At 72.0% G+C, this 20,155-nt stretch carries 20 protein-coding genes and 1 pseudogene; 13 read left to right on the forward strand and 8 right to left on the reverse strand.

The genetic code is table 11. The features are described from left to right. Positions 1–105 precede the first annotated feature (105 nt). Positions 106–972, forward strand: a complete 867-nt coding sequence (locus AB0I94_RS19770; protein ID WP_363310862.1) for a TIGR02452 family protein — start codon at positions 106–108, stop codon at positions 970–972. Between the two features lie 3 nt (positions 973–975). Here the strand turns inward: AB0I94_RS19770 and AB0I94_RS19775 are convergent, their stop codons facing one another. After that, positions 976–1,446, reverse strand: a complete 471-nt coding sequence (locus AB0I94_RS19775) for a type II toxin-antitoxin system PemK/MazF family toxin (RefSeq protein ID WP_363311026.1) — start codon at positions 1,444–1,446, stop codon at positions 976–978. A 91-nt stretch (positions 1,447–1,537) separates the two neighbouring features. Then, on the reverse strand, positions 1,538–2,941 hold the full coding sequence (locus tag AB0I94_RS19780; protein ID WP_363310863.1) for an amidase: 1,404 nt from the start codon (positions 2,939–2,941) through the stop codon (positions 1,538–1,540). A gap of 182 nt (positions 2,942–3,123) precedes the next feature. Here AB0I94_RS19780 and AB0I94_RS19785 point away from each other — a divergent pair, with 182 nt between their 5' ends. After that, positions 3,124–4,164: a LacI family DNA-binding transcriptional regulator gene (locus AB0I94_RS19785; protein WP_363310864.1), complete on the forward strand. Its 1,041-nt coding sequence runs from the start codon at positions 3,124–3,126 to the stop codon at positions 4,162–4,164. Between the two features lie 34 nt (positions 4,165–4,198). Here AB0I94_RS19785 and trxA read toward each other — a convergent pair whose 3' ends face one another. After that, complete coding sequence (trxA, locus tag AB0I94_RS19790) at positions 4,199–4,588, reverse strand: thioredoxin (RefSeq protein ID WP_363310865.1); 390 nt, start codon at positions 4,586–4,588, stop codon at positions 4,199–4,201. A 142-nt stretch (positions 4,589–4,730) separates the two neighbouring features. Between trxA and AB0I94_RS19795 the strand changes: the two genes are divergently transcribed. Continuing rightward, entirely contained in the window at positions 4,731–6,158 is a 1,428-nt protein-coding gene (locus tag AB0I94_RS19795) for an NAD(P)/FAD-dependent oxidoreductase (protein ID WP_363310866.1), read from the forward strand. A gap of 448 nt (positions 6,159–6,606) precedes the next feature. On the opposite strand, the gene AB0I94_RS19800 is transcribed toward AB0I94_RS19795, so the two are convergent. Then, positions 6,607–8,604 carry a heavy metal translocating P-type ATPase gene (locus AB0I94_RS19800; protein ID WP_363310867.1) on the reverse strand — a complete coding sequence of 666 codons (1,998 nt, stop codon included), beginning with the start codon at positions 8,602–8,604 and terminating at the stop codon, positions 6,607–6,609. 96 nt (positions 8,605–8,700) lie between these two features. On the opposite strand from AB0I94_RS19800, the gene AB0I94_RS19805 reads away from it, so the two are divergent. The 4 genes and pseudogenes from AB0I94_RS19805 (at position 8,701) to crcB (AB0I94_RS19820) (ending at position 10,033) form a co-directional block, all read left to right on the forward strand. Then, positions 8,701–9,066 carry a metalloregulator ArsR/SmtB family transcription factor gene (locus AB0I94_RS19805; protein ID WP_363310868.1) on the forward strand — a complete coding sequence of 122 codons (366 nt, stop codon included), beginning with the start codon at positions 8,701–8,703 and terminating at the stop codon, positions 9,064–9,066. A gap of 42 nt (positions 9,067–9,108) precedes the next feature. Further along, positions 9,109–9,516, forward strand: a complete 408-nt coding sequence (crcB, locus tag AB0I94_RS19810) for a fluoride efflux transporter CrcB (protein ID WP_363310869.1) — start codon at positions 9,109–9,111, stop codon at positions 9,514–9,516. Next, positions 9,513–9,647 (forward strand): annotated as a pseudogene (locus AB0I94_RS19815) (DUF190 domain-containing protein); the annotation flags it as partial. The gene crcB (AB0I94_RS19810) and the pseudogene AB0I94_RS19815, both read left to right, overlap by 4 nt. An 11-nt stretch (positions 9,648–9,658) precedes the next feature. Next, complete coding sequence (crcB, locus tag AB0I94_RS19820) at positions 9,659–10,033, forward strand: fluoride efflux transporter CrcB (protein ID WP_363310870.1); 375 nt, start codon at positions 9,659–9,661, stop codon at positions 10,031–10,033. A gap of 76 nt (positions 10,034–10,109) precedes the next feature. Here crcB (AB0I94_RS19820) and AB0I94_RS19825 read toward each other — a convergent pair whose 3' ends face one another. After that, the gene (locus tag AB0I94_RS19825; protein WP_363310871.1) at positions 10,110–10,457 is read right to left on the reverse strand and encodes a tetratricopeptide repeat protein; all 348 of its coding nucleotides are present in this window, start codon (positions 10,455–10,457) and stop codon (positions 10,110–10,112) included. Between the two features lie 151 nt (positions 10,458–10,608). On the opposite strand from AB0I94_RS19825, the gene AB0I94_RS19830 reads away from it, so the two are divergent. From AB0I94_RS19830 to AB0I94_RS19855, 6 genes are all read left to right on the forward strand, one after another. Further along, positions 10,609–11,574: a pirin family protein gene (locus AB0I94_RS19830; RefSeq protein ID WP_363310872.1), complete on the forward strand. Its 966-nt coding sequence runs from the start codon at positions 10,609–10,611 to the stop codon at positions 11,572–11,574. A gap of 292 nt (positions 11,575–11,866) precedes the next feature. After that, positions 11,867–12,049, forward strand: a complete 183-nt coding sequence (locus AB0I94_RS19835) for a hypothetical protein (protein ID WP_363310873.1) — start codon at positions 11,867–11,869, stop codon at positions 12,047–12,049. A gap of 11 nt (positions 12,050–12,060) precedes the next feature. Then, positions 12,061–12,756, forward strand: a complete 696-nt coding sequence (locus AB0I94_RS19840; protein WP_363310874.1) for a hypothetical protein — start codon at positions 12,061–12,063, stop codon at positions 12,754–12,756. Continuing rightward, positions 12,753–13,793 carry a hypothetical protein gene (locus AB0I94_RS19845; RefSeq protein WP_363310875.1) on the forward strand — a complete coding sequence of 347 codons (1,041 nt, stop codon included), beginning with the start codon at positions 12,753–12,755 and terminating at the stop codon, positions 13,791–13,793. The genes AB0I94_RS19840 and AB0I94_RS19845 overlap by 4 nt, the downstream gene beginning before the upstream one ends. Then, on the forward strand, positions 13,790–14,713 hold the full coding sequence (locus AB0I94_RS19850) for a hypothetical protein (RefSeq protein ID WP_363310876.1): 924 nt from the start codon (positions 13,790–13,792) through the stop codon (positions 14,711–14,713). The genes AB0I94_RS19845 and AB0I94_RS19850 overlap by 4 nt, the downstream gene beginning before the upstream one ends. Continuing rightward, entirely contained in the window at positions 14,710–15,807 is a 1,098-nt protein-coding gene (locus AB0I94_RS19855; protein WP_363310877.1) for a serine hydrolase domain-containing protein, read from the forward strand. The genes AB0I94_RS19850 and AB0I94_RS19855 overlap by 4 nt, the downstream gene beginning before the upstream one ends. A 22-nt stretch (positions 15,808–15,829) precedes the next feature. Here the strand turns inward: AB0I94_RS19855 and AB0I94_RS19860 are convergent, their stop codons facing one another. The 3 genes from AB0I94_RS19860 to AB0I94_RS19870 all read right to left on the reverse strand — a co-directional run bounded on the left by AB0I94_RS19860 (position 15,830) and on the right by AB0I94_RS19870 (position 20,153). Further along, positions 15,830–17,248: a carbohydrate-binding protein gene (locus tag AB0I94_RS19860; RefSeq protein ID WP_363310878.1), complete on the reverse strand. Its 1,419-nt coding sequence runs from the start codon at positions 17,246–17,248 to the stop codon at positions 15,830–15,832. A 215-nt stretch (positions 17,249–17,463) separates the two neighbouring features. After that, the gene (locus tag AB0I94_RS19865) at positions 17,464–18,825 is read right to left on the reverse strand and encodes a hypothetical protein (RefSeq protein WP_363310879.1); all 1,362 of its coding nucleotides are present in this window, start codon (positions 18,823–18,825) and stop codon (positions 17,464–17,466) included. Then, a complete protein-coding gene (locus AB0I94_RS19870) occupies positions 18,822–20,153 on the reverse strand; it encodes an MFS transporter (RefSeq protein WP_363310880.1) in 1,332 nt (443 codons plus the stop codon). Before AB0I94_RS19870 ends, AB0I94_RS19865 begins: the two co-directional genes overlap by 4 nt. Between the last annotated feature and the right edge of the window lie 2 nt (positions 20,154–20,155).

The following is a 20,155-nucleotide window of genomic DNA, read 5'->3' on the forward strand; positions in this document are numbered from 1 at the left end:
AAGTCGATGCCAGGGAATTGTGTTGCGGTGGACGACGACGAGAGCTCACGATGCGTTCATGTGTGAGACGGGGGACAGGAAAACATCCGGGTCGGGGGCGGGGCCATGAGTGCGCGACTGCGCGGCATCGCGCAGCAGACCGAGGAGATCGTGGCGGCAGGGCGGTACGTCGCACCGGGTGGCCGCGAGGTGGTGATCGCGGATGCGGTGGACGCCGCGCGCTCCGGCACGCGGATCTTCGGTCCGGCGGCCCTGTACGTGACTCCCGTGACGCCGCCCGAGCTGATCTCCACGGTAATCGAGGTCACCGGGGAGAGCAGCTTGGAGGCCGCGCGCCGCCTGACGGCCGCGGACGAGAGCTCTGTGGCCGTCTTGAACTTCTCCTCCGCGCGCAATCCCGGCGGCGGTTATCTCAACGGCGCCCAGGCGCAGGAGGAGGCGCTCTGCCGGGCTTCGGCGCTGTACACGTGCGTGCGCTCGGCCCGGGAGTTCTACGACCACCACCGCGCCCACCGCGACCCCTTCTACAGCGACCGCGTGATCCACTCCCCGGCCGTGCCGGTCTTCCGCGACGACCGTGGCCGGCTTTTCGACGCGGCGTACACGGTCGGCTTCCTGACCTCGGCGGCGCCGAACGCGGGCGTCGTGCTGCGCCAGGCCCCCGAGCGAGCGAAGGACCTTCCGGCCGCCCTGGTCCGCCGCGCGGAGCGGGTCCTGGAGACCGCCGTCGCCCACGGCTACCGGCGGCTCGTGCTCGGCGCGTGGGGCTGCGGCGTCTTCCAGAACGACCCCGCCCAGGTGGCGGACGCGTTCCGGGCGCTGCTCGACGAAGGCGGCCGGTTCCACGGGCACTTCGGGCACATCGTGTTCGGGGTGCTCGACCGTACGCGCGGCGCGGTGACGCGGACCGCCTTCGAGGAGACGTTCGGCGCGGGGTTCAGGGGCGGGGCTCCGCTCCTGCCCGGCACGTAACCGCTATCGCCAGCCGTAGCGCTCCTGGAGCCGGCGCACGACCAGGTTGAACCGCATCCGGTCGAGCGCGCACGCCTCGCGGCGCATGCCCGCGTCGTGCACTCGAAGGACGCGGTCGATGGCGACCCACGACTCGCGGCCTTCCCGGTCCCACGGCCCGCTGCCGATCGGCACCCTTCCCCAAGCTCTCGGCTTCGCTCGACCAGGGGAGACCCCAATCTTGTCGTTCGCGTGCTGCTTGCTGGAGAGCTGCACCGCGAGCAGCGTGCCACGCGCCTCGCGGGCGACGACGAGGACGGGGCGGTCCTTGCCGCGCCCGTCGTTCTCCTCGTAGGGCACCCACGTCCAGACGATCTCGCCGGGGTCGGGATCGCCGTCGTGCGCGGGGGCGTACGTCGTCTGCACCCGGCCGACCTCGCGCGGCTCGGCCTCGGTGGTCGCGGTGCGGCCCGTGCGGCCCGGGTGCGCGGACATCTGCGGGTCATCGATGTTGGCTGTCACGCGGGCCACCGTAGAACCTGTCCGGCCAGGACCGCGGGGCGGGTCCCTCGGACGACGCCACCGCTCAGACCGCCTCGGGCCACTGCTCGTACCAGCGCTGGTCGGACTCCAACTGCGCGGCGAGCGACACCAGGAGCGGCTCGCTGCCCGCGGGCCCGAGCAGCTGCGCGCCGACCGGAAGGCTGTCGCCCACCCTGCCCGCGGGCACGTTGACGCCGGGCCAGCCGAGGACGTTCCACGTCCAGGCGTAGGGGCAGGCGGCGATCATGGCCTGGTCGGTGCGCCAGCCGCTGAGGGCGGACATGGTGCCTATCCGCGGCGGGGGAGTGGCGGTGGTGGGCGTGAGGACGACGTCGTACGTGGAGAAGATCGCGCCGACCCGGCGGTGCAGGGCGGCTTCGGCGCGGCGGGCCAGGCGCAGCGGGGCGCCGCCGAGCAGGCGCCCCAGGCGGGCCGCCTCCTTGGTCCGCGGGTCGAGCAGACGCGCGTCCGGGATCTCGCGGACCCAGTCGGTGATGCCCGCCGTGGCACGCGGCACGAAGTCGAGGCCGATCTGGCCGTATCGCGGATCGGCCTCCTCGACGTCGTGCCCGAGCGAGGCGAGACGGTCCGCGAGGACCATCACCTTCCGGCGCACCACGGGATGCAGGCGCTTGGGGGTCGCGGTGAACGGCATGCGCAGGGAGAGTGCGACGCGCAGCCGTCCCGGTTCGCGGGTCGCCGCGTCCGCGGCGCTGATGGCGGGTGGCTTGTGCAGGTCGCCGCTGTGGTTGCCGCTCGCCGCGTCGAGCAGCAGGGCCGCGTCGGCGACGGTCCTGGCGAGCGGGCCGTTGACGGTGATGCCGTTGAAGGACTCGGGCCAGGGCCACGTCGAGATGCGGCCGCGCTGCGGCTTGATCCCGACGAGATGGGTCCAGGCGGCGGGAATGCGCACCGAGCCCGCACCGTCCGAGCCGAGCGCGGCGGGTACCAGGCCCGCGGCGACCGCGGCCGCCGAGCCGCCCGACGAACCGCCGGGAGTGTGTCCGGTGTGCCACGGGTTGCGGGTGTCCCCAAAACCCGGCCCCTCCGTGAAGGGCCACTGTCCCAGCTCGCAGGTGTTGGTCTTGCCGACGATCACCGCTCCGGCCGCCCGCAGCCTGCGCACCGACTCGGCGTCCTCCTTCTTCGGCGGGAAGTCGCCCCGGCAGCCGAACGCGGTCGGCTCGCCCGCTATGTCGGTGTCGTCCTTCACGGCGAGCGGCACGCCGAGCAGCGGACGCCCCGGCCCGCCGGACGCCAACTCCCGGTCGGCGGCGTCCGCTTCGGCGAGCGCGGCCTCGGCCCGCACCAGCTTGAAGGCGTTGAGCACGGGCTGCGAGGCCTCGATCCGCGCCAGCGTCCGTTCCGTCAGCTCACGTGCGGACACTTCCCCGTCGGCCAGCGCGCGAGCGGTGCGCGCGAGGCCATCGGCACGGTCGACAGTCATGTGGGGGCACCTTTGATCGACGGACAGGTGCACGCACGCTAACCGGCCGATCGAGAACGCGGTACGTGGGCAGGGCAGTTCGCGCCGATCACCGGCACGCCGGGAGCGCCCGCCCACCGGCCGGGGCGCCCCGGCGCCCACCTGGGAGCGCCTGAGCGCCGTCTGGAAAGATGGGCCTCGCCATGGTGCAGATACCGAACAAGACCGCACAGCAGCCCACGCAGTATGCGGTGCCGACGAGCGCCGACGTGGCGCGTCTGGCGGGAGTCTCGCGCGCGACCGTCTCGTACGTCCTGAACAACACGAGCGCCGTCCGCATCAGCGAACCCACCCGCCGCCGCGTCCACGAGGCGGCCAAGGAACTGGGATACGTCCCGCACGCGGCGGCCCGCAGCCTGCGCGCCGGGCACACCCGCGTGGTCCTGATGCCCACGCCGCAGATCCCGGCGGGCCCGCTCTTCAGCGAGTTCTTCAATGAGCTGCAGTGGGCACTCAGCCGCTTCGACTACACCGTCGTGCAGTACGGCAGCCTCGGTCTGACCGGCGAGGAGGCGGCCCGTGCCTGGGCGGAGCTGCGCCCGGTGGCGGTCCTCGCCCCCGACGCGTCCGGGCTGGGCGCGCGCGGTGTGAGCGTCCTGAAGCGCTCGGGCGCCAAGGCGGTCTTCACGATCGGCCCGCAGCGGGCCGAGGGCGCCCACGCCCTGCTGATGGACCAGCGTCTCGTGGGACAGTGCGCCGCCACTCACCTCCTGGAGCGCGGCAGCCGGCACATCGGCGTCGTGATCCCCGAGGAGAAAGGCCTCGAACCCTTCGCGCGTCCGCGCGCCGACGGCATCCGCCGCACCCTCGCACAGCACGGCACGGACGCCACCATGACCGAGCTGCCCCTCGCCTACGACGAGAAGTCGGCCGCCCGGCTCGCGGCGCGCTGGCGCACGCTCGGCGTCGACGGGGTGTTCACGTACAACGACGAGTTCGCGATGCTGCTGATGCGCGCACTGCAGGACGAAGGCATCGCCGTCCCCGAGGAGACGGCGATGATCGGCGCCGACGACTTGATGCTCGGCAGGCTCCTGCGGCCGCGGCTCAGCACGGTCCGCATCGAGCTGCCGTCGGGTCAAAGACTCGCGGAACTCGTCGACCGGGTCGTGCGTGACCCGGGCATGGAGCCCGAGGTGCACGACGTTCTCGGTGCGACAGCAGTGCACCGCGAGTCGAGCTGACCCCTCTGCTCGCGGGTCTTCCCGCTGCTCTCGCTTACTGCCCCTGCGCCTCGGCCTTCGCCTGCTCCTCGGCGACGGACTTGCGGACCTCGTCCATGTCCAACTGCCTCGCCTGACCGATGACGTCCTCGAGCGCGGCCTCCGGCAGGGCCCCGGGCTGCGCGAACACGGCCACCTGATCGCGGACGATCATGAGCGTCGGGATCGACTGGATGCCGAACGCCTGAGCGAGCTCAGGCTGCGCCTCGGTGTCCACCTTGCCGAAGACCATGTCGGGATTGGCCTCGGATGCCTTCTCGTAGACGGGCGCGAACGACCGGCACGGACCGCACCACTCCGCCCAGAAGTCGATCAGGACGAATTCGTTGTCCGTGACCGTCTGGTCGAAATTCTCCTTGGTGAGCTCCACAGTCGTGCTGCTCATGGTGTTTCCCTCTTCCTGCTGTCGGTCGAAGCCGCTGTGCACAACGGCCCGGGCGGCAGACGTATTCCACGCGCTCACCCGTGCTCGTTCCGCGCGCGTACCCATGTGGCCACGTCGCACACCTGCGACCACACTGGCTTCCATGACGGATTCGAAGACATACGACGTAGTGGTACTGGGTGCCGGTCCCGTGGGGGAGAACGTCGCGGACCGGGCCCGTGCGGGCGGCCTGAGCGCGGCCATCGTGGAGAGCGAACTCGTCGGGGGCGAATGCTCGTACTGGGCCTGCATGCCCAGCAAGGCGCTGCTGCGCCCGGTGATCGCCCGCGCGGACGCCCGCAGGGTGCCCGGACTGCGCCAGTCGGTCCAAGGCCCTCTGGACGCGTCGGCGGTCCTGGCGCATCGGGACGACTACACCTCACACTGGAAGGACGACGGCCAGGTCGGCTGGCTGGACTCCATCGGGATCGACCTCTACCGCGGTCATGGCCGCATCGCGGGGACACGCCAGGTGACCGTCACGGGCTCCGACGGAACCGAGCAGACCCTCACGGCCCGCCACGCGGTGGCGGTGTGCACCGGCACCCGTGCCGCCCTGCCCGATCTGCCGGGCCTGGCCGAGGTGAAGCCGTGGACGAGCCGCGAGGCCACCGGCGCGGATCACGTGCCCGGCCGCCTCGCGGTGGTCGGCGGGGGCGTCGTCGCCGTGGAGATGGCGACGGCCTGGCAGGCGCTCGGCTCGCAGGTCACCATGCTCGTCCGCGGCGATGACGGCTTGCTCCCGCGCATGGAGCCGTTCGCCGGAGAGCTGGTCGCGAAGGCGTTGACGGAGGCGGGCGCGGACGTGCGCACCGGTGTCTCCGTCACGGCCGTGCGCCGGGAGAACGGCACGGTCACCGCGACCCTGAGCGACGGCGGCACCCTTGAGGCCGACGAGATCCTCTTCGCCACGGGCCGTGCCCCGCGCACCGACGACCTCGGCCTGGAGACGATCGGTCTCGAACCCGGCTCCTGGCTGCCGGTCGACGAGAGCCTGCGGGTGCAGGGCAGCGACTGGCTCTACGCGGTGGGGGACGCCAACCACCGCGCGCTCCTCACCCACCAGGGCAAGTACCAGGCCCGCGTCGCCGGGGCCGCGATCATCGCCCGCGCTCAGGGCGTCCCCCTCCTGGAGAGCGACGCCTGGGGCGCCCACTCGGCCACGGCCGACCACGCCGCCGTACCCCAGGTGGTCTTCACCGACCCCGAGGCGGCATCGGCGGGCCTCACCCTCGCGGAGGCCGAATCCGCGGGTCATCGCGTGCGCGCCGTGGACTACGACATGGCGGGCGTGGCGGGAGCCGGCCTCTACGCGGACGGTTACGAAGGCCGCGCCCGCATGATCGTCGACCTGGACCGGGAGATCCTGCTGGGCGTGACCTTCGTGGGCCCCGGCGTCGGCGAACTCATCCACTCGGCGACGGTGGCGATCGCGGGAGAGGTGCCGATCGACCGGTTGTGGCACGCGGTCCCGGCCTATCCGACGATCAGCGAGGTGTGGCTGCGGTTGCTGGAGACGTACCGCGGTTAAGCGCGCGAGGCCACGTGGAGCGCACGTGGCGGTGGCGGCCGTTGCCGCCTGGCCCGGGGCCGCCACTCACTGCGGTGCCGGGCCAGGGGCCGGGGCCGAAGAGGGGGCGGCGGACTCCTCTCGGGGGCGGCCGTGCTGCGGACGGCTGCCCGTCGCGATCGTCTCAGGCCGCCACGCTGCGGACGGGCGGCTTCCTGCTCGTCGCCTCGGGCTGCCGGGCTGCGGGGGGCGGACGACTCGGGCGATCGCCTGGGGTTGTCGTGCTGCGGGCGGCGGCTCGGGCGGTCATCTTGCGCTGCTGGGCCCTGGCCGGGCGGTTTGCGCGATCACCTCAGGCTGCCGCGCTGCGGGCGGGCGGCTCGCATAAGCATCTCGGGCCGCCGCGCGTCGCCCGCCCCTTCAGCCCCTCGCCGCAACGCCCCCTCATCCCCACCGTTTCGTCCCGCCCTCAGCCCTTCGCGTTCCGCCACGCCCCCTCGCGCAGCAGTCGTAGTCCGTTGAGGCCCACGATCACGGTGGAGCCCTCGTGGCCGAGTACGCCGAGGGGGAGGGGCAGGTTGCCCGCCAGGTCCCAGGTGACCAGGACGGCGATGAACGTCCCGGCGATCACCAGGTTCTGCACCACGAGCCCGCGGGCGCGCCGGGACAGTGCGATCACCTTCGGCACGGTGGCGAGTTCGTCCCGCACGATGACGGCGTCGGCGGTCTCCAGGGCGAGATCGGAACCGGCTCGGCCCATCGCGATGCCGGTGTGGGCCGCGGCGAGGGCGGGCGCGTCGTTGACGCCGTCGCCGATGACCAGGATCTTGCGTCCGGCGCGCTCGGCCTCACGTACCGCCGCCACCTTCTCCTGCGGGAGCAGCCCGGCCCGCACGTCACCGCCATCGATGCCGACCTCCGCCGCGAGCCGGGCCGCGGCCTGCGGATTGTCCCCGGTGAGCAGCATCGGAGCCGTTCCGGTGAGGGACCGAAGGGCGGCGACCGTCGTCGCGGCGTCCGGGCGCAGGCGGTCGGCGATGCCGAGCACGCCCGCGGGGACCCCGTCGCGCAGCACGAGCACGGTGGTCTGGCCGGACGCGCTCAACCGTTCCGCGCGAGCGAGGACGTCGGTGTTCGCCGCGTCCTCGGGCCCGCCGGAGGGCCCCGCGCCGAGCAGCCGTGCCACAGCGCCCACCTGGACGGTCGCGCCCCCGACCGTGGCGCTCACCCCGACCCCCGGCGCCGACGCGAAGTCCGTCACCGCCGGAAGGTCCAGGCCGCGAGCCCGCGCCGCGCTCACCACGGCACGGGCCAGGGGATGTTCACTGCGGTGCTCGACCGCCGCGGCGAGTGCGAGGAGGGAGTCGTCCGTCAGGCCGCTGCCGGGAAGCGCGTGCACGGCGGTCACCCTGGGCGTGCCCTCGGTCAGGGTGCCCGTCTTGTCCAGGGCGACCGCGTCGACCTGCCCCAGACGCTCCATCACGACGGCCGACTTGACCAGGACGCCGTGCCGCCCCGCGTTCGCGATCGCCGAGAGCAGCGGCGGCATCGTGGCGAGGACCACGGCGCACGGCGAGGCCACGATCATGAACGTCATCGCCCGCAGCAGCGCCCCGGTCAGATCGTCGCCGAACGCCAGCGGCACGGCGAACACGGCGAGCGTGGCGACGACCATGCCCAGCGAGTAGCGCTGCTCGACCTTCTCGATGAACAGCTGCGTCGGCGCCTTGGTCTCCGACGCCTCCTCGACCATCGCCACGATCCGCGCGATCACCGAGTCCGACGCGTCACGCCCGACCCGCACCCGCAGCGCCCCCGCCCCGTTCAGCGTGCCCGCGAAGACCTCGTCCCCGGCCCCCTTCGCGACCGGCAGGGGCTCCCCGGTGATCGTCGCCTGATCGACGTCACTGGCACCTTCGAGTACCTCGCCGTCCGCGCCGACCCGCTCGCCAGGCCGTACGAGGATGACGTCGCCGACCTTCAGCTCGGCCGTGTCGACGGTCTCTTCACCGCCCCCGTCGCCCACCCGCGTGGCCGTGGTGGGCGCGAGGTCGAGCAGGCTGCGCACCGAGTCGGCGGTCCGAGCGGTGGCAAGGGCCTCGAGCGCGCCCGACGTGGCGAAGATGACGATGAGCAGCGCCCCGTCCATCACCTGCCCGATCGAGGCGGCGCCGACGGCCGCGATGATCATCAGCAGGTCCACGTCCAGGGTCTTCTCGCGCAGCGCCCGCAGCCCGGCGAGCGCGGGTTCCCAGCCCCCGGCGACGTACGCGACGGCGTACAGCGCGCCCCACAGCCAGGAGAGCGTCCCGGCCAGCTGGAGCGGCAGCGCGATCAGGAACGCGGCCGTGGCCGCCGCCGCCCAGCGGGCCTCGGCCAGCGCGAGGACGCGGGTGCGGCGGCGCGGGGGCGCCGCGGGGTCCGCGGAAGTCCCCTGGTCGGAGCGGGGGATCAGGGCAGTGGGCATGGCGAAGAAACCCTCCACGGGCTGGGGAACGGCAACGTCCACACCGTACAGGAATGAATGAACAGCTTTTCATGTCTCATCGATAGGATGACCGTCATGGGCCACGGAGTCGACGACAAGAGCACCGCCACCACACGCGAGCGCCTGGACACCGTGGGGGCCGCCGACGTCGCCGCCACCCTGCAGGCCCTGGCGACGCCCTCGCGGCTGCTGATCCTCGCCCGTCTGCAGGAGGGCCCCTGCGCGGCCGGCGTGCTGGCCGAGGCGGTCGGCATGGAGCAGTCGGCCTGCTCGCACCAACTGCGCCTGCTGCGCAACCTCGGCCTCATCACCGGCGAACGGCACGGCCGCTCCGTCATCTACGCCCTCTACGACCACCACGTGGCCGAACTCCTCGACCAGGCGCTCTTCCACGTCGAGCACCTGCGCCTCGGTCTGCGGGACACCCCGCCCGGCGGCTAGCCTGAGGGTGATCTTCGGCGAGGGTCTCTTGGTTCCGCACTGGTGAGGGAGTACGGCGTGTGGCCCGTGGTGGCGGTCGTGGCCGTCGGTGGCGCGATCGGCGCGTCGGCACGCTACGGCGCGTCCCTGATCTGGCCGACCGCCCCCGGCACCTTCCCCACGACGACGCTCCTCGTGAATGTCATCGGATGCGCGGTCATGGGCGTCTTCATGGTGGTCCTCACGCAGACGCGGACCCCGCACCCTCTGCTGCGGCCCTTCTTCGGCACCGGCGTACTCGGCGGCTTCACCACCTTCTCCACCTACGCGGTGGACATCGAACGTCTGGTGGAGGGCGGCCACGCCCGCACGGGCCTGGCCTATCTCGGACTGACACTGCTCGCGGCCCTGGCGGCGGTGTGGGGCGCGGCGTGGGCGACGCGCCGCGTCCTGGTGTGGAGGCGAGCGTGACCAGACTGACGGGCACGGCCCCGCGCGTCACGATCTCCATCGGCGAGACCGACCTCTGGCACCACAAGCCGGTCTGCTCCGAGACCGCCCACCGGGCCCGTACGCCGGGCCTCGCGGGCGCAGGCGTCTTCGGGGCGGACCGGTGAACTGGCTCTGCGTGGTGGCAGGGGCGATGATCGGCGCCCCGCTGCGGTTCCTCACCGACCGTGCCGTGCGGGCCCGACACGACACGGCCTTCCCGTGGGGAACGTTCACCGTGAACGTGGTGGGCAGCCTGATCCTCGGCGTGCTCACCGGCGCGACCGTCGCGGGCGCCGCCTCCTCCCACACCCAGCTGTTCCTCGGCACCGGACTGTGCGGCGCCCTGACGACGTACTCGACCTTCTCGTACGAGACGCTGCGGCTCGCCGAGGATGGAGCCAGGTTCTACGCGGCGGCCAACGTCGTGGCCAGTGTGGTCGCGGCGCTCGGCGCGGTCTTCGTGGGCGTCGCGTTGGCGGAGGCGGTCTGGGCGTGAGGGGCCGGCCTCGGCCGGAGGGCGCCGATGGCTCGGTGCCACCGGCGCCCTGCGCGGACGGGGGGCGCTCCCGGGATCAGGACTCGGCGAAGTCCCCCGAGAGGGCCGCCGCCATCCGCAGGTGCGGGGCCGCGTCCGCGTCCCGTCCCTGCCGTTCGAGCGTGCGGCCCAGGAGCAGCCTGGCGTACTGCTCGACGGGGTCGAGCGCGATGACCGTACGCAACTCGGCTTCCGCGCGCCGCAATTGCGCCGAGTGGTAATAGGCGCGGGCCAGCAGCAGACGCGGGGCGACCTGCTCGGGCACCTCGTCGGCCAGGGCGGCGAGGATGCGCGCCGACGTGGCGTACTCCTTGGCGTCGAAAAACTGCCGCGCGCGCTCCCAGCGCTCCGCCGCGGTTCCGTGGTCGTAGTACATCGTGTCCACTGTTGCCTCCTTCGAGCGGCCCAACGGTCACGTGTAGTTGAATATTCCACCAAGCGTGCGCGCCGGGACGACAGCGGCTGACGGGGCTCCGCCGGAATGACCACGGGGACGCGCCTGACGACCGATGCACCACGGGTCTAGGTTGTGCGGCATGAGCAATCTTGATCGCGAGGCGGTCCCGTCCCTGTGCGGAGGTCGCGGGTTCGTCGTCGCCGAGCCGGTCCGTGAACTCCTCAGTCCCCGCCAGGTCAAGCTCGGCGAGTCCACCGAGGTCCGCCGCCTGCTGCCCAATCTGGGCCGCCGCATGGTCGGTGCCTGGTGCTTCGTGGACCACTACGGCCCCGACGACATCGCCGAGGAGCCCGGCATGCAGGTGGGCCCCCACCCGCACATGGGCCTGCAGACGGTCAGCTGGCTGCACGAGGGCGAGGTCCTGCACCGTGACTCCACGGGCAGCCTCCAGACGATCCGCCCCCGCGAGCTCGGACTGATGACCTCGGGCCGGGCGATCTCGCACTCCGAGGAGAGCCCCAAGTCGCACGCCCGCCTCCTGCACGGCGCCCAGTTGTGGGTGGCACTGCCCGACGCGCACCGCAACACCGAACCGCGCTTCGAGCACCACGCGGAGCTGCCCCTGGTCACGGCCCCCGGCCTGACGGCGACCCTCATCCTCGGCACGGTCGACGGCGCCACGTCACCCGGCACGGCCTACACCCCGATCGTCGGCGCCGACCTCGCCCTGGCCCGCGACGCGGACGTACGCCTGCCGCTGAACCCCGACTTCGAGTACGCCGTCCTGTGCATGTCCGGCGAGACTCGGGTGGACGGCGTCCCCGTCCTGCCCGGCTCGATGCTGTACCTGGGCTGCGGCCGCACCGAACTGCCGCTGCGCGCCGAGTCGGACGCGGACCTGATGCTGCTGGGCGGCGAGCCTTTCGACGAGGAACTGATCATGTGGTGGAACTTCATCGGGCGGTCGAACGAGGAGATCGCACAGGCCCGTTCGGATTGGATGAGCGGTAACCGATTCGGTGAGGTGAAGGGTTATGAAGGGGGGCCGCTTCCTGCTCCGGAACTCCCGTCGGTACCCCTGAAACCGCGGGGCCGTCAGCGCTGAACCGAGCGGATGTCCGCGCAGGTCAAAGCCCGGATGTGTCGCGATAGTTCGCATGCGGAATTCCTCTGCGGATGCTGTGCCGTGCTTGTTCGTCTACGCTTATAAAGGCGCCTCGAAGAGAATGTTCTAGAGGCGTGCAGCACGCACGGCCTTGCCTCGGTCGCGCAATCCTCGGATGCGCCTGAGGTAAAGGGAAATCGATGCGCTGTGTTTCCACGGCTGGCAGTACGTGCGAGAAACGCACTGACAATACGTGGAGAACCTGGCGTTCTATGATGGAAGAGGTAGAGGCATGGCTTCCACCGAATTCACGGATCAGGACGTAGCCGAGACGCTGGACGTTGAGGCGGCTCTCGACCCGGTTGAGGCCGACGGTTCCTACCGCGACAGCCGCGAGTGCGCGGCGCTGGCCCTGACGGGCGGGAACATCTCCCTGTTGCTGTCGCCTCCGACTCCCCGGCCCAAGAAGGGTTGACGGGATCCGGTATGGAGGAGTCTGACACTACGACGCCTCTGGCGGGCGCGGTGCAGGGCCTCACATCGGAACTGGTCTCCGCTCTTCGGAGCGGGGGCCGGTTCCGGTTGGTCGGCAGCGTGACAGGGTCCGACGGAGCGGCCGCGGACGGCCTCACACTCGCCGCCGTGCGTGTGGTGGGCGCCGATGCCGTTCTGCCGGGCGTGCTGCGCCGCACACCGCTCGACCCCGACGATCTCGCCGTGTTCGGCAAAGCCGTGCACGCCTATCCGCCCCCCGCCGACGCCTCGCCCACGTCTGTGTGGAGCCACTGGGCCATGCAGCGAACGCTGGCGGACCTCGACGGCGCGCCGGAACACGACACAGAGCCCCGGGCGGCCTGGCTCGAGGACGCCCCGTGGCAGGTGCTCACCCATCAACTGGCCGTCCTCGCCCCCCTCGCGCTGCCCGGCACCGACTGCGCGGTGGCGCGGGTGGCGCGCACGCGGCCCGTGGATGTCGCCCGCGGTTTCGTGCGTGCGGTCCGGCGCCGCGACTGGCTGCAAGCGGCGGGGGCCGGCCGCTGGCTGGTCCTGCTCGACGGCGTGCCGCCAACGCTCGGCCTGGAGACCGGTCTTGAGTTCGTGGCGCAGATGGGCTCCGAGGACCCCCGCGTGGCGCTGCAGGTGGAGGTGGCGCAACTGATGCGGGCCGGGGTACCGGGGTGAGGGCGCGCGACGTCGCGGAGGTCGCCGAGGCGGCGCTGGCATGGGTGTCCGAGCACCGCGATGATTTCGCGCTCGGGGACGACGCGCTGGCCGAGTGCGGCAACGTGAACTCCACCTGGAAACCGCTGGGGGAACTGGCGCATGTGTGCGTCACCGTCCGTCAGCACACCGAACCGTCCACGCCGCTGCACCAGAAGGCATGCGATCTGCTGGACTTCGCCTGGCGGCAGACCGGGCAGGGCGACCTCCTGCGCCAGTTGCAGCGGCTTGAGCCCTTCGCCACGTACCCGTTGGAGGTCTACGCGGCGTTCGCCTCGGCCGGGATGCGCCACGACGGCTTCGAGAAGGCCGCCGCGACGGTGACCAGCACGCGCTCCTGGCAGGTGACCGAGCAGCAGCCCAACCGGCGCCTGGGCATCCTCAACTCCGAACGGCACAGCGGCATGCGGCCGCACCAGGGCATGGAGGCGGCGCTGGAGCGCACCTGGCTCGGCGGCCTGCCGGAACCCTGGATGTTCGAAGGGGACGCCGGTTACACACTCACCCATGTGATCTTCCACCTCACCGACTGGGGCGCGACCCCGCACCAGGTCCCCCCGCGGGTCGCCGACTACCTTTCGCACTGGCTTCCGCCCTGGCTGGACACCTGCCTGGAAGATGAGCGGTGGGACTTGAGCTGTGAGCTGCTGGCCGTGGCCGGCAGCCTGCCCGGACCACCCGACCGCACGATGCTGCAAGACGCCTGGACACGTCTGTCCTTGGCACAGGGCGCGTCCGGAGCCGTTCCGGAGGTCGGCCCCGGGCGGGCCGGGCGAGCCTCCGCGAACGAGTTCGTCACCTGTTACCACTCGACTCTGATGACCGCCTTCGCCGCCGTACTGACCGCCCGCGCACTGCTCGACGACACCGATACCGCCGCGGTGGCGGGCGGAAGGGCACACGCCTTCGCGCAGCCGGTACGTACGGGGCCCGCGCACCAGGGGTGGTCCGCGCATCGGGGGCAGGGCGGACCGAGGGGACGAGGAGCGCCGAGATGACCAACACCCGCCTCATGCATACCGTGGGCAGCCGCGCCCTGGAGTGGTTGCACGCCCACCGTGACGGGTTTCGCCTGGAACCGGACGTCGACCCGGAAGTGGGCTTCCTGGAGCGCTTCAAACCCGTCGGCGAACTGGCCCTCATCTGCGCGGTGCTGTTCCGGGAAGGCGTGGCCGGCTCGCGGCAGGCGACGCTGGCACGGCAACTGCTCGACCACGCCTGGCGCGACACGCTGGACGGCGGTCAGATGCTGGTGCGCGGCCAGCGCATCGAACCCATCTCGCCCATTCCGTTCGAGGTCTACCTCCCCTTCAAGGAGCTGGGCTACAGCCACCCCGCCTTCGAGAAGATCGTCCTGCTCAACCAGCGTCTTGAGAGTTTCGCCGCCCGCGAGGTGACACCCGTGCGCCGCCTCGGGCTCTCCGCCTTCCAACGCCGCTACGGGCTCGAGCCCCGGCCGTCGGAGGCCGAGGTCATCGGCGGGACGTGGCTGGGGCGCACCCCCGAGCCCTGGACCGTGGAAGGGCACACCGCCTACGACATCACCCACACCGTCTTCCACCTCACCGACTGGGGCAAGAACCCCGACAACATCCCGCCCACGCTCGCCGACTACCTGACCACCTGGCTGCCCGCCTGGCTGGACGACTGGCTCGACCTGGAGCGCTGGGATCTCCTGGGCGAGCTCCTCGTCGTCGACGCCTGCCTGCCCCGTCCCAGCCTGGACGAACGAGCCTGGGAGGGTTTCGCCGCCGCCCAGCAGCCCGACGGGGCCATGCCCGCCGTACGCACCATCCCCGAGGGCGAGCCCGAAGAACTCTTCGACCTCATCTACCACCCCACACTCGTCGCCGCCTTCGCCTCCGTCATGGCCACCTCCCGCGCCCTGACGCAGCTCACGCACACCACACCCGCATGACACCCCCATGCGCCCCCTGGCCAAGCGCACCGCGTGAGGCCACCGAGGGCGAGCCCCCGCCCCACCACCCTCGACCGGACGCCCGACCGGACGACGAGACGACGCGTCGGCGGCTGGACGACGCCATCGCCGCGGTGGACGCGCCCGATGTCGTCTTCGCGCTGTCCCGCGACGGGCGACGCACGGTGCGCTGCGGCGGCACGGGACCGCCGCCATCCATGCCCCGTGACCAGTTGCGTTACGAGATCGGCTCGGCCTCCAAGACGTTCACCGCACTGCTCCTGGCCCACCTGACACAGTCCGGCGTTCTCTCCGCGGGCGAGCCGGCCCTCGCCTTCCTCGCCCCGGCACGGCGCACCGGCACCGACCCCGTCACCCTCGCCCACCTGATCACTCACACCTCCGGACTGCCCGCACTGCCCGCCGACTTCTACCCCCGGGCCCTGCCCACCTGGCGCACCGACCCCTACGCCGGCTACCAGGACCGGCACGTCATCGACGCCTTCGTACGCCGCCGTCCGCCCCGCCGGCCCGGCACCCGCTGGCACTACTCCAACTTCGGTGTCGCCGTGCTCGGTCACGCCTTGGCCGCCGCCACCGCCACCCCCTGGGACGACCTGCTCACCGGACAGGTGCTGCGGCCCCTGCGGCTGGGCGGCACGGCCCTGCGCCCCGCGGGCCCGGTCACGGACGCCACCGGTCACCGCAAGGACGGCGCCACGCCCACGCCCGCGCTGACCATCGGGGGCTTCGAGGCGGCCGGCGCGATCCGTGCCACCCCGCACGACCTGCTGACCTTTCTCGAAGCCCACCTCGATCCGGCGGGCCACCCCCTGGAGGCGGCCCTGCGGGCGACGGGCCGCCCGGTGCTGCGGCGCGGTTGGGGACACCGGCACACGCACACCATGTCCTGGTTCCAGCACCCCTCCCAGGGCGGCCCCCTCTACTTCCACTGTGGAGCCACCCTCGGGCAACAAGCCTTCCTGGGGTACCGGCCGGCCACCGCGACAGCGCTGGCCGCCGTCTGCACCCGCCGCTACCGCGCCCGCGAAACCTTCGTGACGGCGGCGTACGCACTGCTCGCACAGGGCTGAACCACCCCTACCGGACGGCTCGTCAGATGCGGTGCCACAGGGCCGGCGTGCGGGCAGGCTGCCACAGACCCTGCGCCTGATGCGGCTGCAGGCACACATAGGTGACGCCGTCGTAGGTCACCCGTGCGCCGGTCTCATAGATCTTGCCCGCGCCCCAACTGCCCGAGGTCTCCTGCGTACTGGGATCGCGCTGTTCGGAGGCGGTCTTCAACGTGAGTCCGAACTCATCGAGCAGCGGGTTCAACGGCTGGTGGAAGGTGACCCCACCGCTCTTGCAGTCACCGCTGCCCCCGGAAGTCACCCCCTGGGCCTGGGTGCCGGAGAGGTAGGAGCCGCCCGAATCCCCCGGTTCCGCGCACACCGTGGTGCGTGTCACCCCCTCGATGACTCCCTCCGCGTAACTCACGGTGGTGCCGTGCTGCTCGATGGTTCCGCAGTGCCAGCCGGTGGTGGAACCCGACCGGCAGACCGCCGCGCCCACCAGCGCCTGCACCGAACCAGCGACCTTCACGTCCGACGCGCCCTCGCCCTTGACCCGGGGGGTGGCGGCCCACTGGTTGTTCACGCCGACCCAGGACATGTCCTTCCCCGGGAAGACCGATGCCTCGAAGGCTCCCTGGGCGACCTTGTTGAAGCCGGTGGTCTTGGCACCCGGCTTGCCGCAGTGACCGGCGCTGGCGAACCCCTGCTGGGCGCCCTTGGTCACCGAGAACCCCACCGAACAACGAGCCTTCTCGTCGATGTAGTAGGCGTCGCCCCCGCGGACGTCGTGCAGCGCGCGCGGTCGGTCGGCCGACACCTTGACGTCCAGGAGCCGGCGGTCGACGGCAGCCGCCGCGATCAGCTTGTCGGCGGCCGCGCTGCTCGTCGCCTGCACCGTCGCCTTGTTGGCCCGCACATCGACGTACCGCACCGGCGCATCCAGGCCCCCGCCCTTCACGGCGGCGGCGTTCAGCTTGGCCGTGAGTGCCGCCAACTCCTCCAGGCCATGCTTGACGACCTTGGCCTGCGCTCCCTCCGCCTTGATGGCAGCCACATCCGCGGCGTCTGTGGTCGCCACCACCAGACTGGCGGAGGTCGCGCCCTGCACCCAAGCACCCGCGAAGTGTTTGCCCAGCGTGTTCTGCAGCCGCCCGGCGCGCGTGCCCGCCTCCGCCTCGTTCACCAACCGCGCCCGAGCCTGCGCGTCCGACAACCGCAGATCACGCTGCATCGCCCGAAGCAGGGATGCTGACGGCTTGTCAGCCGCCAGTGTCTGCGCGGCCGACGGGGGCGCGGGCGCCGCGGAAGCCTGCGGCGCGGGCACGGGCGGGGTCGGCGAGGGCGGCGCGGCGGCCGCGGCCACCGGCAGCCCCGTCAAGACGAACGCGCCCAGCACGCTCACCACGAACGAGGTGGTTCGGGCGGGTCGGCCAGGTCGGCCGGCGTGTCTGTCAACCATGAGTGATTCCTCATCCTCGGAAGATCCGGTTCGACGGTTCGAGACAGGAAAGCGTCGATACCTAGACTTTTCCGACACCGACTCGGAAAACTCCCCTGTGCCTCCAGTTCGGCACAACGGACCACATCGGCGACCCACCCGGCCCAACCCGCACGCCGCCGCCCGAGAGCCCGCCGCCCGCGACAGCAGGTCGGCCGGCCGATGAGCACCTCCCGTCAGAAGGGACGCGGGTACGGACCGGGCCGGTAGGCCGCGTATCGGGCCGGGGTGGTCGGATCCGCCCGGGACGCACGGGAGTTGAGGCTGCCCGGCGACGTGTCGCCCCACCGTCCCGTCGTGATCCGGTGGTCGATCGTGTGCACGGCGGCGAGCTGTTCGGCGGGGCTGAACGTGCAGTGTCCGGCGTTGTCGGTGTACGCCTGGCGCAGCAGCGGGGTGCGACCCGCCTCGGTCACCGCGTGGTGGTACGCGTTCTCCACCTGCACGGGCACGAGCGCGTCGCCGGTGGTGTGGATGGTGAATTGAGGCTTGCTCAGGCGTCCTGAGGGCGCCGCGTGCTCGGCCATGTAGCGCACCGCACGCGGCTCGGCGCTGACGCGGGGTGCGCGGGCCAGGTCGCGGAGGTCGTTCCGGAGCGAGAGGCCCGCCGACTTGTAGAGGGCCTTGACCTCCTTGTAGCCATCGGAGCGGGCCAGCATCGCCGCGTAGTCGACACCGGTGTTCCAGGACATGTTGCCGCCCGCGCGGCGTTCGGCCTCCTCCCGCCAGACGAAGCCGGGCTGCGCCACCAGGCCGCGCACCGCCGCGTACTGGTTCGCCTGCTGGGCGGGGTGGTCGTCCGGGGCCGGCCGTGGCGTGCCCGGGTCGTTCCAGCCCGGGATGGAGTGCAGTGCGGCGGCGAGGGCCACGCGGGCCCTGCCGTCCTCCGTCTTCTGCGCCGTGTCCAGGGTCTCGCCGAGCCGCTCGGCCGATGCCGCCGCGTCGGAGGCGTCCTTGAAGCCGCTCAGGCGGACCCCGGCGTCGCCGGGACGGGTCGCGAGGAGCGTGCGCAGGGCGAACGTGGCGTCCAGCGTCGAGTTCCAGTTGGCGACCGCGCCGTGTACCAGGCCGCACATGGACAGGGAGCCGTCGACGCGTCCCGGATGACGTTCGGCGATCATCGTGGTGATCAGTCCGCCGAGCGACTGGCCCCAGGCGAGTGTCCGCGTGGCCTCGCCGATCTCCCCGGTGAAGGCGTCGAGGGCGGCCAGCTGGTCGGGCACCGCCTGTTCCACGGACCAGCCGGTCGTCGCGTACGAGGAGCCGACGAGCGCGTAGCCCTCCTTCAGGAGCAGCCTCTTGGTGGCCTCGTCGGGGGCGTTCGCGGCCGGGTTCGGGGCGCCCTCGGGCCGGTAACCGTGGCTGAAGAGCAGGACGGTGCCGTTCCAGTCGTCCGGGGTGTCGATCACGTACGCGGCGCCGGAGGGGAGGGTGCCCTCCAGATGGCGGGCGGTGGACGGCGTGGGCGTGGCGGATGCCGGGGGCGCCGCCGCGAGGAGCAGCAGGGCGGCGAGTGCGGAGACGGATCGGCGTTTCATGCGCGTTCTCCTTGTACGTCAAGGTTGTTGGCGGACGTCTCCCCGACCCGCCAGACGGCGACCGCGGTGATCACGCTCCCGGCCGTGAGCAGCAGGGCGACGGCGTCGCTGGAGTGGTGCGCGGCGAGCAGCCCGCTGGCGATCAGCGGGGAGAAACCGGCGCCGAGCAGCGTCGCCGTCTGGTAGCCGAGCGAGGCGCCCGTGTAGCGGACCCGGGTCGAGAACATCTCGCTGAACAGGGCGCCCAGCGGCCCGTACATCACGGACTGGGCGATCCCGTGGCCGATCACGCAGGCGAGGATCAGCAGACCGGGCCGGTGGCTGTCCACGAGGGCGAAGACCGGGAAGGCGGTGGCCACCGAGAGGAGCGCTCCGGCCAGGACGACGGGGCGGCGCCCGAAACGGTCGGAGAGCAGGTTCGCGCACGGCAGCACCACAAGGGCCACGCAGGACGCGACGGTGACCCCGGTCAGCACCTGCGGGCGTGTGTACCCCTCGTCGACGGCGTACGAGATCATGAAGCTCGTCATCAGCGCCTGAGCGGTGAACGGGCCGATGCCGACGGCCGAGGCGAGCAGGACGGGGCGTGGCGCGCGCAGGACTTCGAGCAGCGGCATCCTTGCTCGCTCCTGCCGCTGCGAGAGCGAGGCGAAGAGCGGACTCTCGGTGACCTTGAGGCGGATGTACAGGCCCGCGCCGAGCAGCAGGAAAGAGAGCAGGAACGGCACGCGCCAGCCCCAGGCGCGGAAGTCGTCGTCGGGCAGGGTGCTCACCAGCGCGACGACGCCGGTGGAGAGCACCGTGCCCAGCGGGGCGCCGAGCTGGGTGAAGCTGGTCCACAGGCCGCGCGGCCGGTCGCCCGCGTGTTCGGCGACCATGAGCGTGGCGCCGCCCCACTCGCCGCCGATCGCGATGCCCTGTACGACGCGGAGCAGGACGAGCAGCACGGGCGCCCAGAAACCGATCGCGTCGTAGGTGGGCAGCAGACCGATGAGGAAGCTGCCCGCGCCCATCAGGACCATGGTCATGAGCATCATCGACTTGCGGCCGAGCCGGTCGCCGAAGTGGCCGAAGACGATGCCGCCGAGGGGGCGGGCGAGATATCCGGCGGCGAAGGTGCCGAAGGCGGCCACCGTGCCCACCGCCGGGTCGGCCTCGGGGAAGAAGAGGTCACCGAAGACGAGCGCGGCGACGGTGCCGTACACGAGGAAGTCGTAGAACTCGATCGCGGTGCCGAGCAGTCCGGACAGGGCGACGCGGCGCAGTTGCCCGGATCTTTCCTCGGGTCCGGCCTCGCGACTCGTCGTGCCGGCGGGTGGGTGCGTCATGG

The organism is Streptomyces sp. NPDC050147, assembly GCF_040660195.1.
In the GTDB taxonomy this organism is placed as follows: domain Bacteria; phylum Actinomycetota; class Actinomycetes; order Streptomycetales; family Streptomycetaceae; genus Streptomyces.

What these genes read in the sequence shown, in the direction of transcription:
- AB0I94_RS19770 (WP_363310862.1), top strand. Translation starts at nt 106, where the DNA reads ATGAGTGCGCGACTGCGCGGCATCGCGCAGCAGACCGAGGAGATCGTG.
- AB0I94_RS19775 (WP_363311026.1), bottom strand. Translation starts at nt 1,446, where the DNA reads ATGTCCGCGCACCCGGGCCGCACGGGCCGCACCGCGACCACCGAGGCC.
- AB0I94_RS19780 (WP_363310863.1), bottom strand. Translation starts at nt 2,941, where the DNA reads ATGACTGTCGACCGTGCCGATGGCCTCGCGCGCACCGCTCGCGCGCTG.
- AB0I94_RS19785 (WP_363310864.1), top strand. Translation starts at nt 3,124, where the DNA reads ATGGTGCAGATACCGAACAAGACCGCACAGCAGCCCACGCAGTATGCG.
- trxA (WP_363310865.1), bottom strand. Translation starts at nt 4,588, where the DNA reads ATGAGCAGCACGACTGTGGAGCTCACCAAGGAGAATTTCGACCAGACG.
- AB0I94_RS19795 (WP_363310866.1), top strand. Translation starts at nt 4,731, where the DNA reads ATGACGGATTCGAAGACATACGACGTAGTGGTACTGGGTGCCGGTCCC.
- AB0I94_RS19800 (WP_363310867.1), bottom strand. Translation starts at nt 8,604, where the DNA reads ATGCCCACTGCCCTGATCCCCCGCTCCGACCAGGGGACTTCCGCGGAC.
- AB0I94_RS19805 (WP_363310868.1), top strand. Translation starts at nt 8,701, where the DNA reads ATGGGCCACGGAGTCGACGACAAGAGCACCGCCACCACACGCGAGCGC.
- AB0I94_RS19830 (WP_363310872.1), top strand. Translation starts at nt 10,609, where the DNA reads ATGAGCAATCTTGATCGCGAGGCGGTCCCGTCCCTGTGCGGAGGTCGC.
- AB0I94_RS19835 (WP_363310873.1), top strand. Translation starts at nt 11,867, where the DNA reads ATGGCTTCCACCGAATTCACGGATCAGGACGTAGCCGAGACGCTGGAC.
- AB0I94_RS19840 (WP_363310874.1), top strand. Translation starts at nt 12,061, where the DNA reads ATGGAGGAGTCTGACACTACGACGCCTCTGGCGGGCGCGGTGCAGGGC.
- AB0I94_RS19850 (WP_363310876.1), top strand. Translation starts at nt 13,790, where the DNA reads ATGACCAACACCCGCCTCATGCATACCGTGGGCAGCCGCGCCCTGGAG.
- AB0I94_RS19855 (WP_363310877.1), top strand. Translation starts at nt 14,710, where the DNA reads ATGACACCCCCATGCGCCCCCTGGCCAAGCGCACCGCGTGAGGCCACC.
- AB0I94_RS19860 (WP_363310878.1), bottom strand. Translation starts at nt 17,248, where the DNA reads ATGGTTGACAGACACGCCGGCCGACCTGGCCGACCCGCCCGAACCACC.
- AB0I94_RS19865 (WP_363310879.1), bottom strand. Translation starts at nt 18,825, where the DNA reads ATGAAACGCCGATCCGTCTCCGCACTCGCCGCCCTGCTGCTCCTCGCG.
- AB0I94_RS19870 (WP_363310880.1), bottom strand. Translation starts at nt 20,153, where the DNA reads ATGACGCACCCACCCGCCGGCACGACGAGTCGCGAGGCCGGACCCGAG.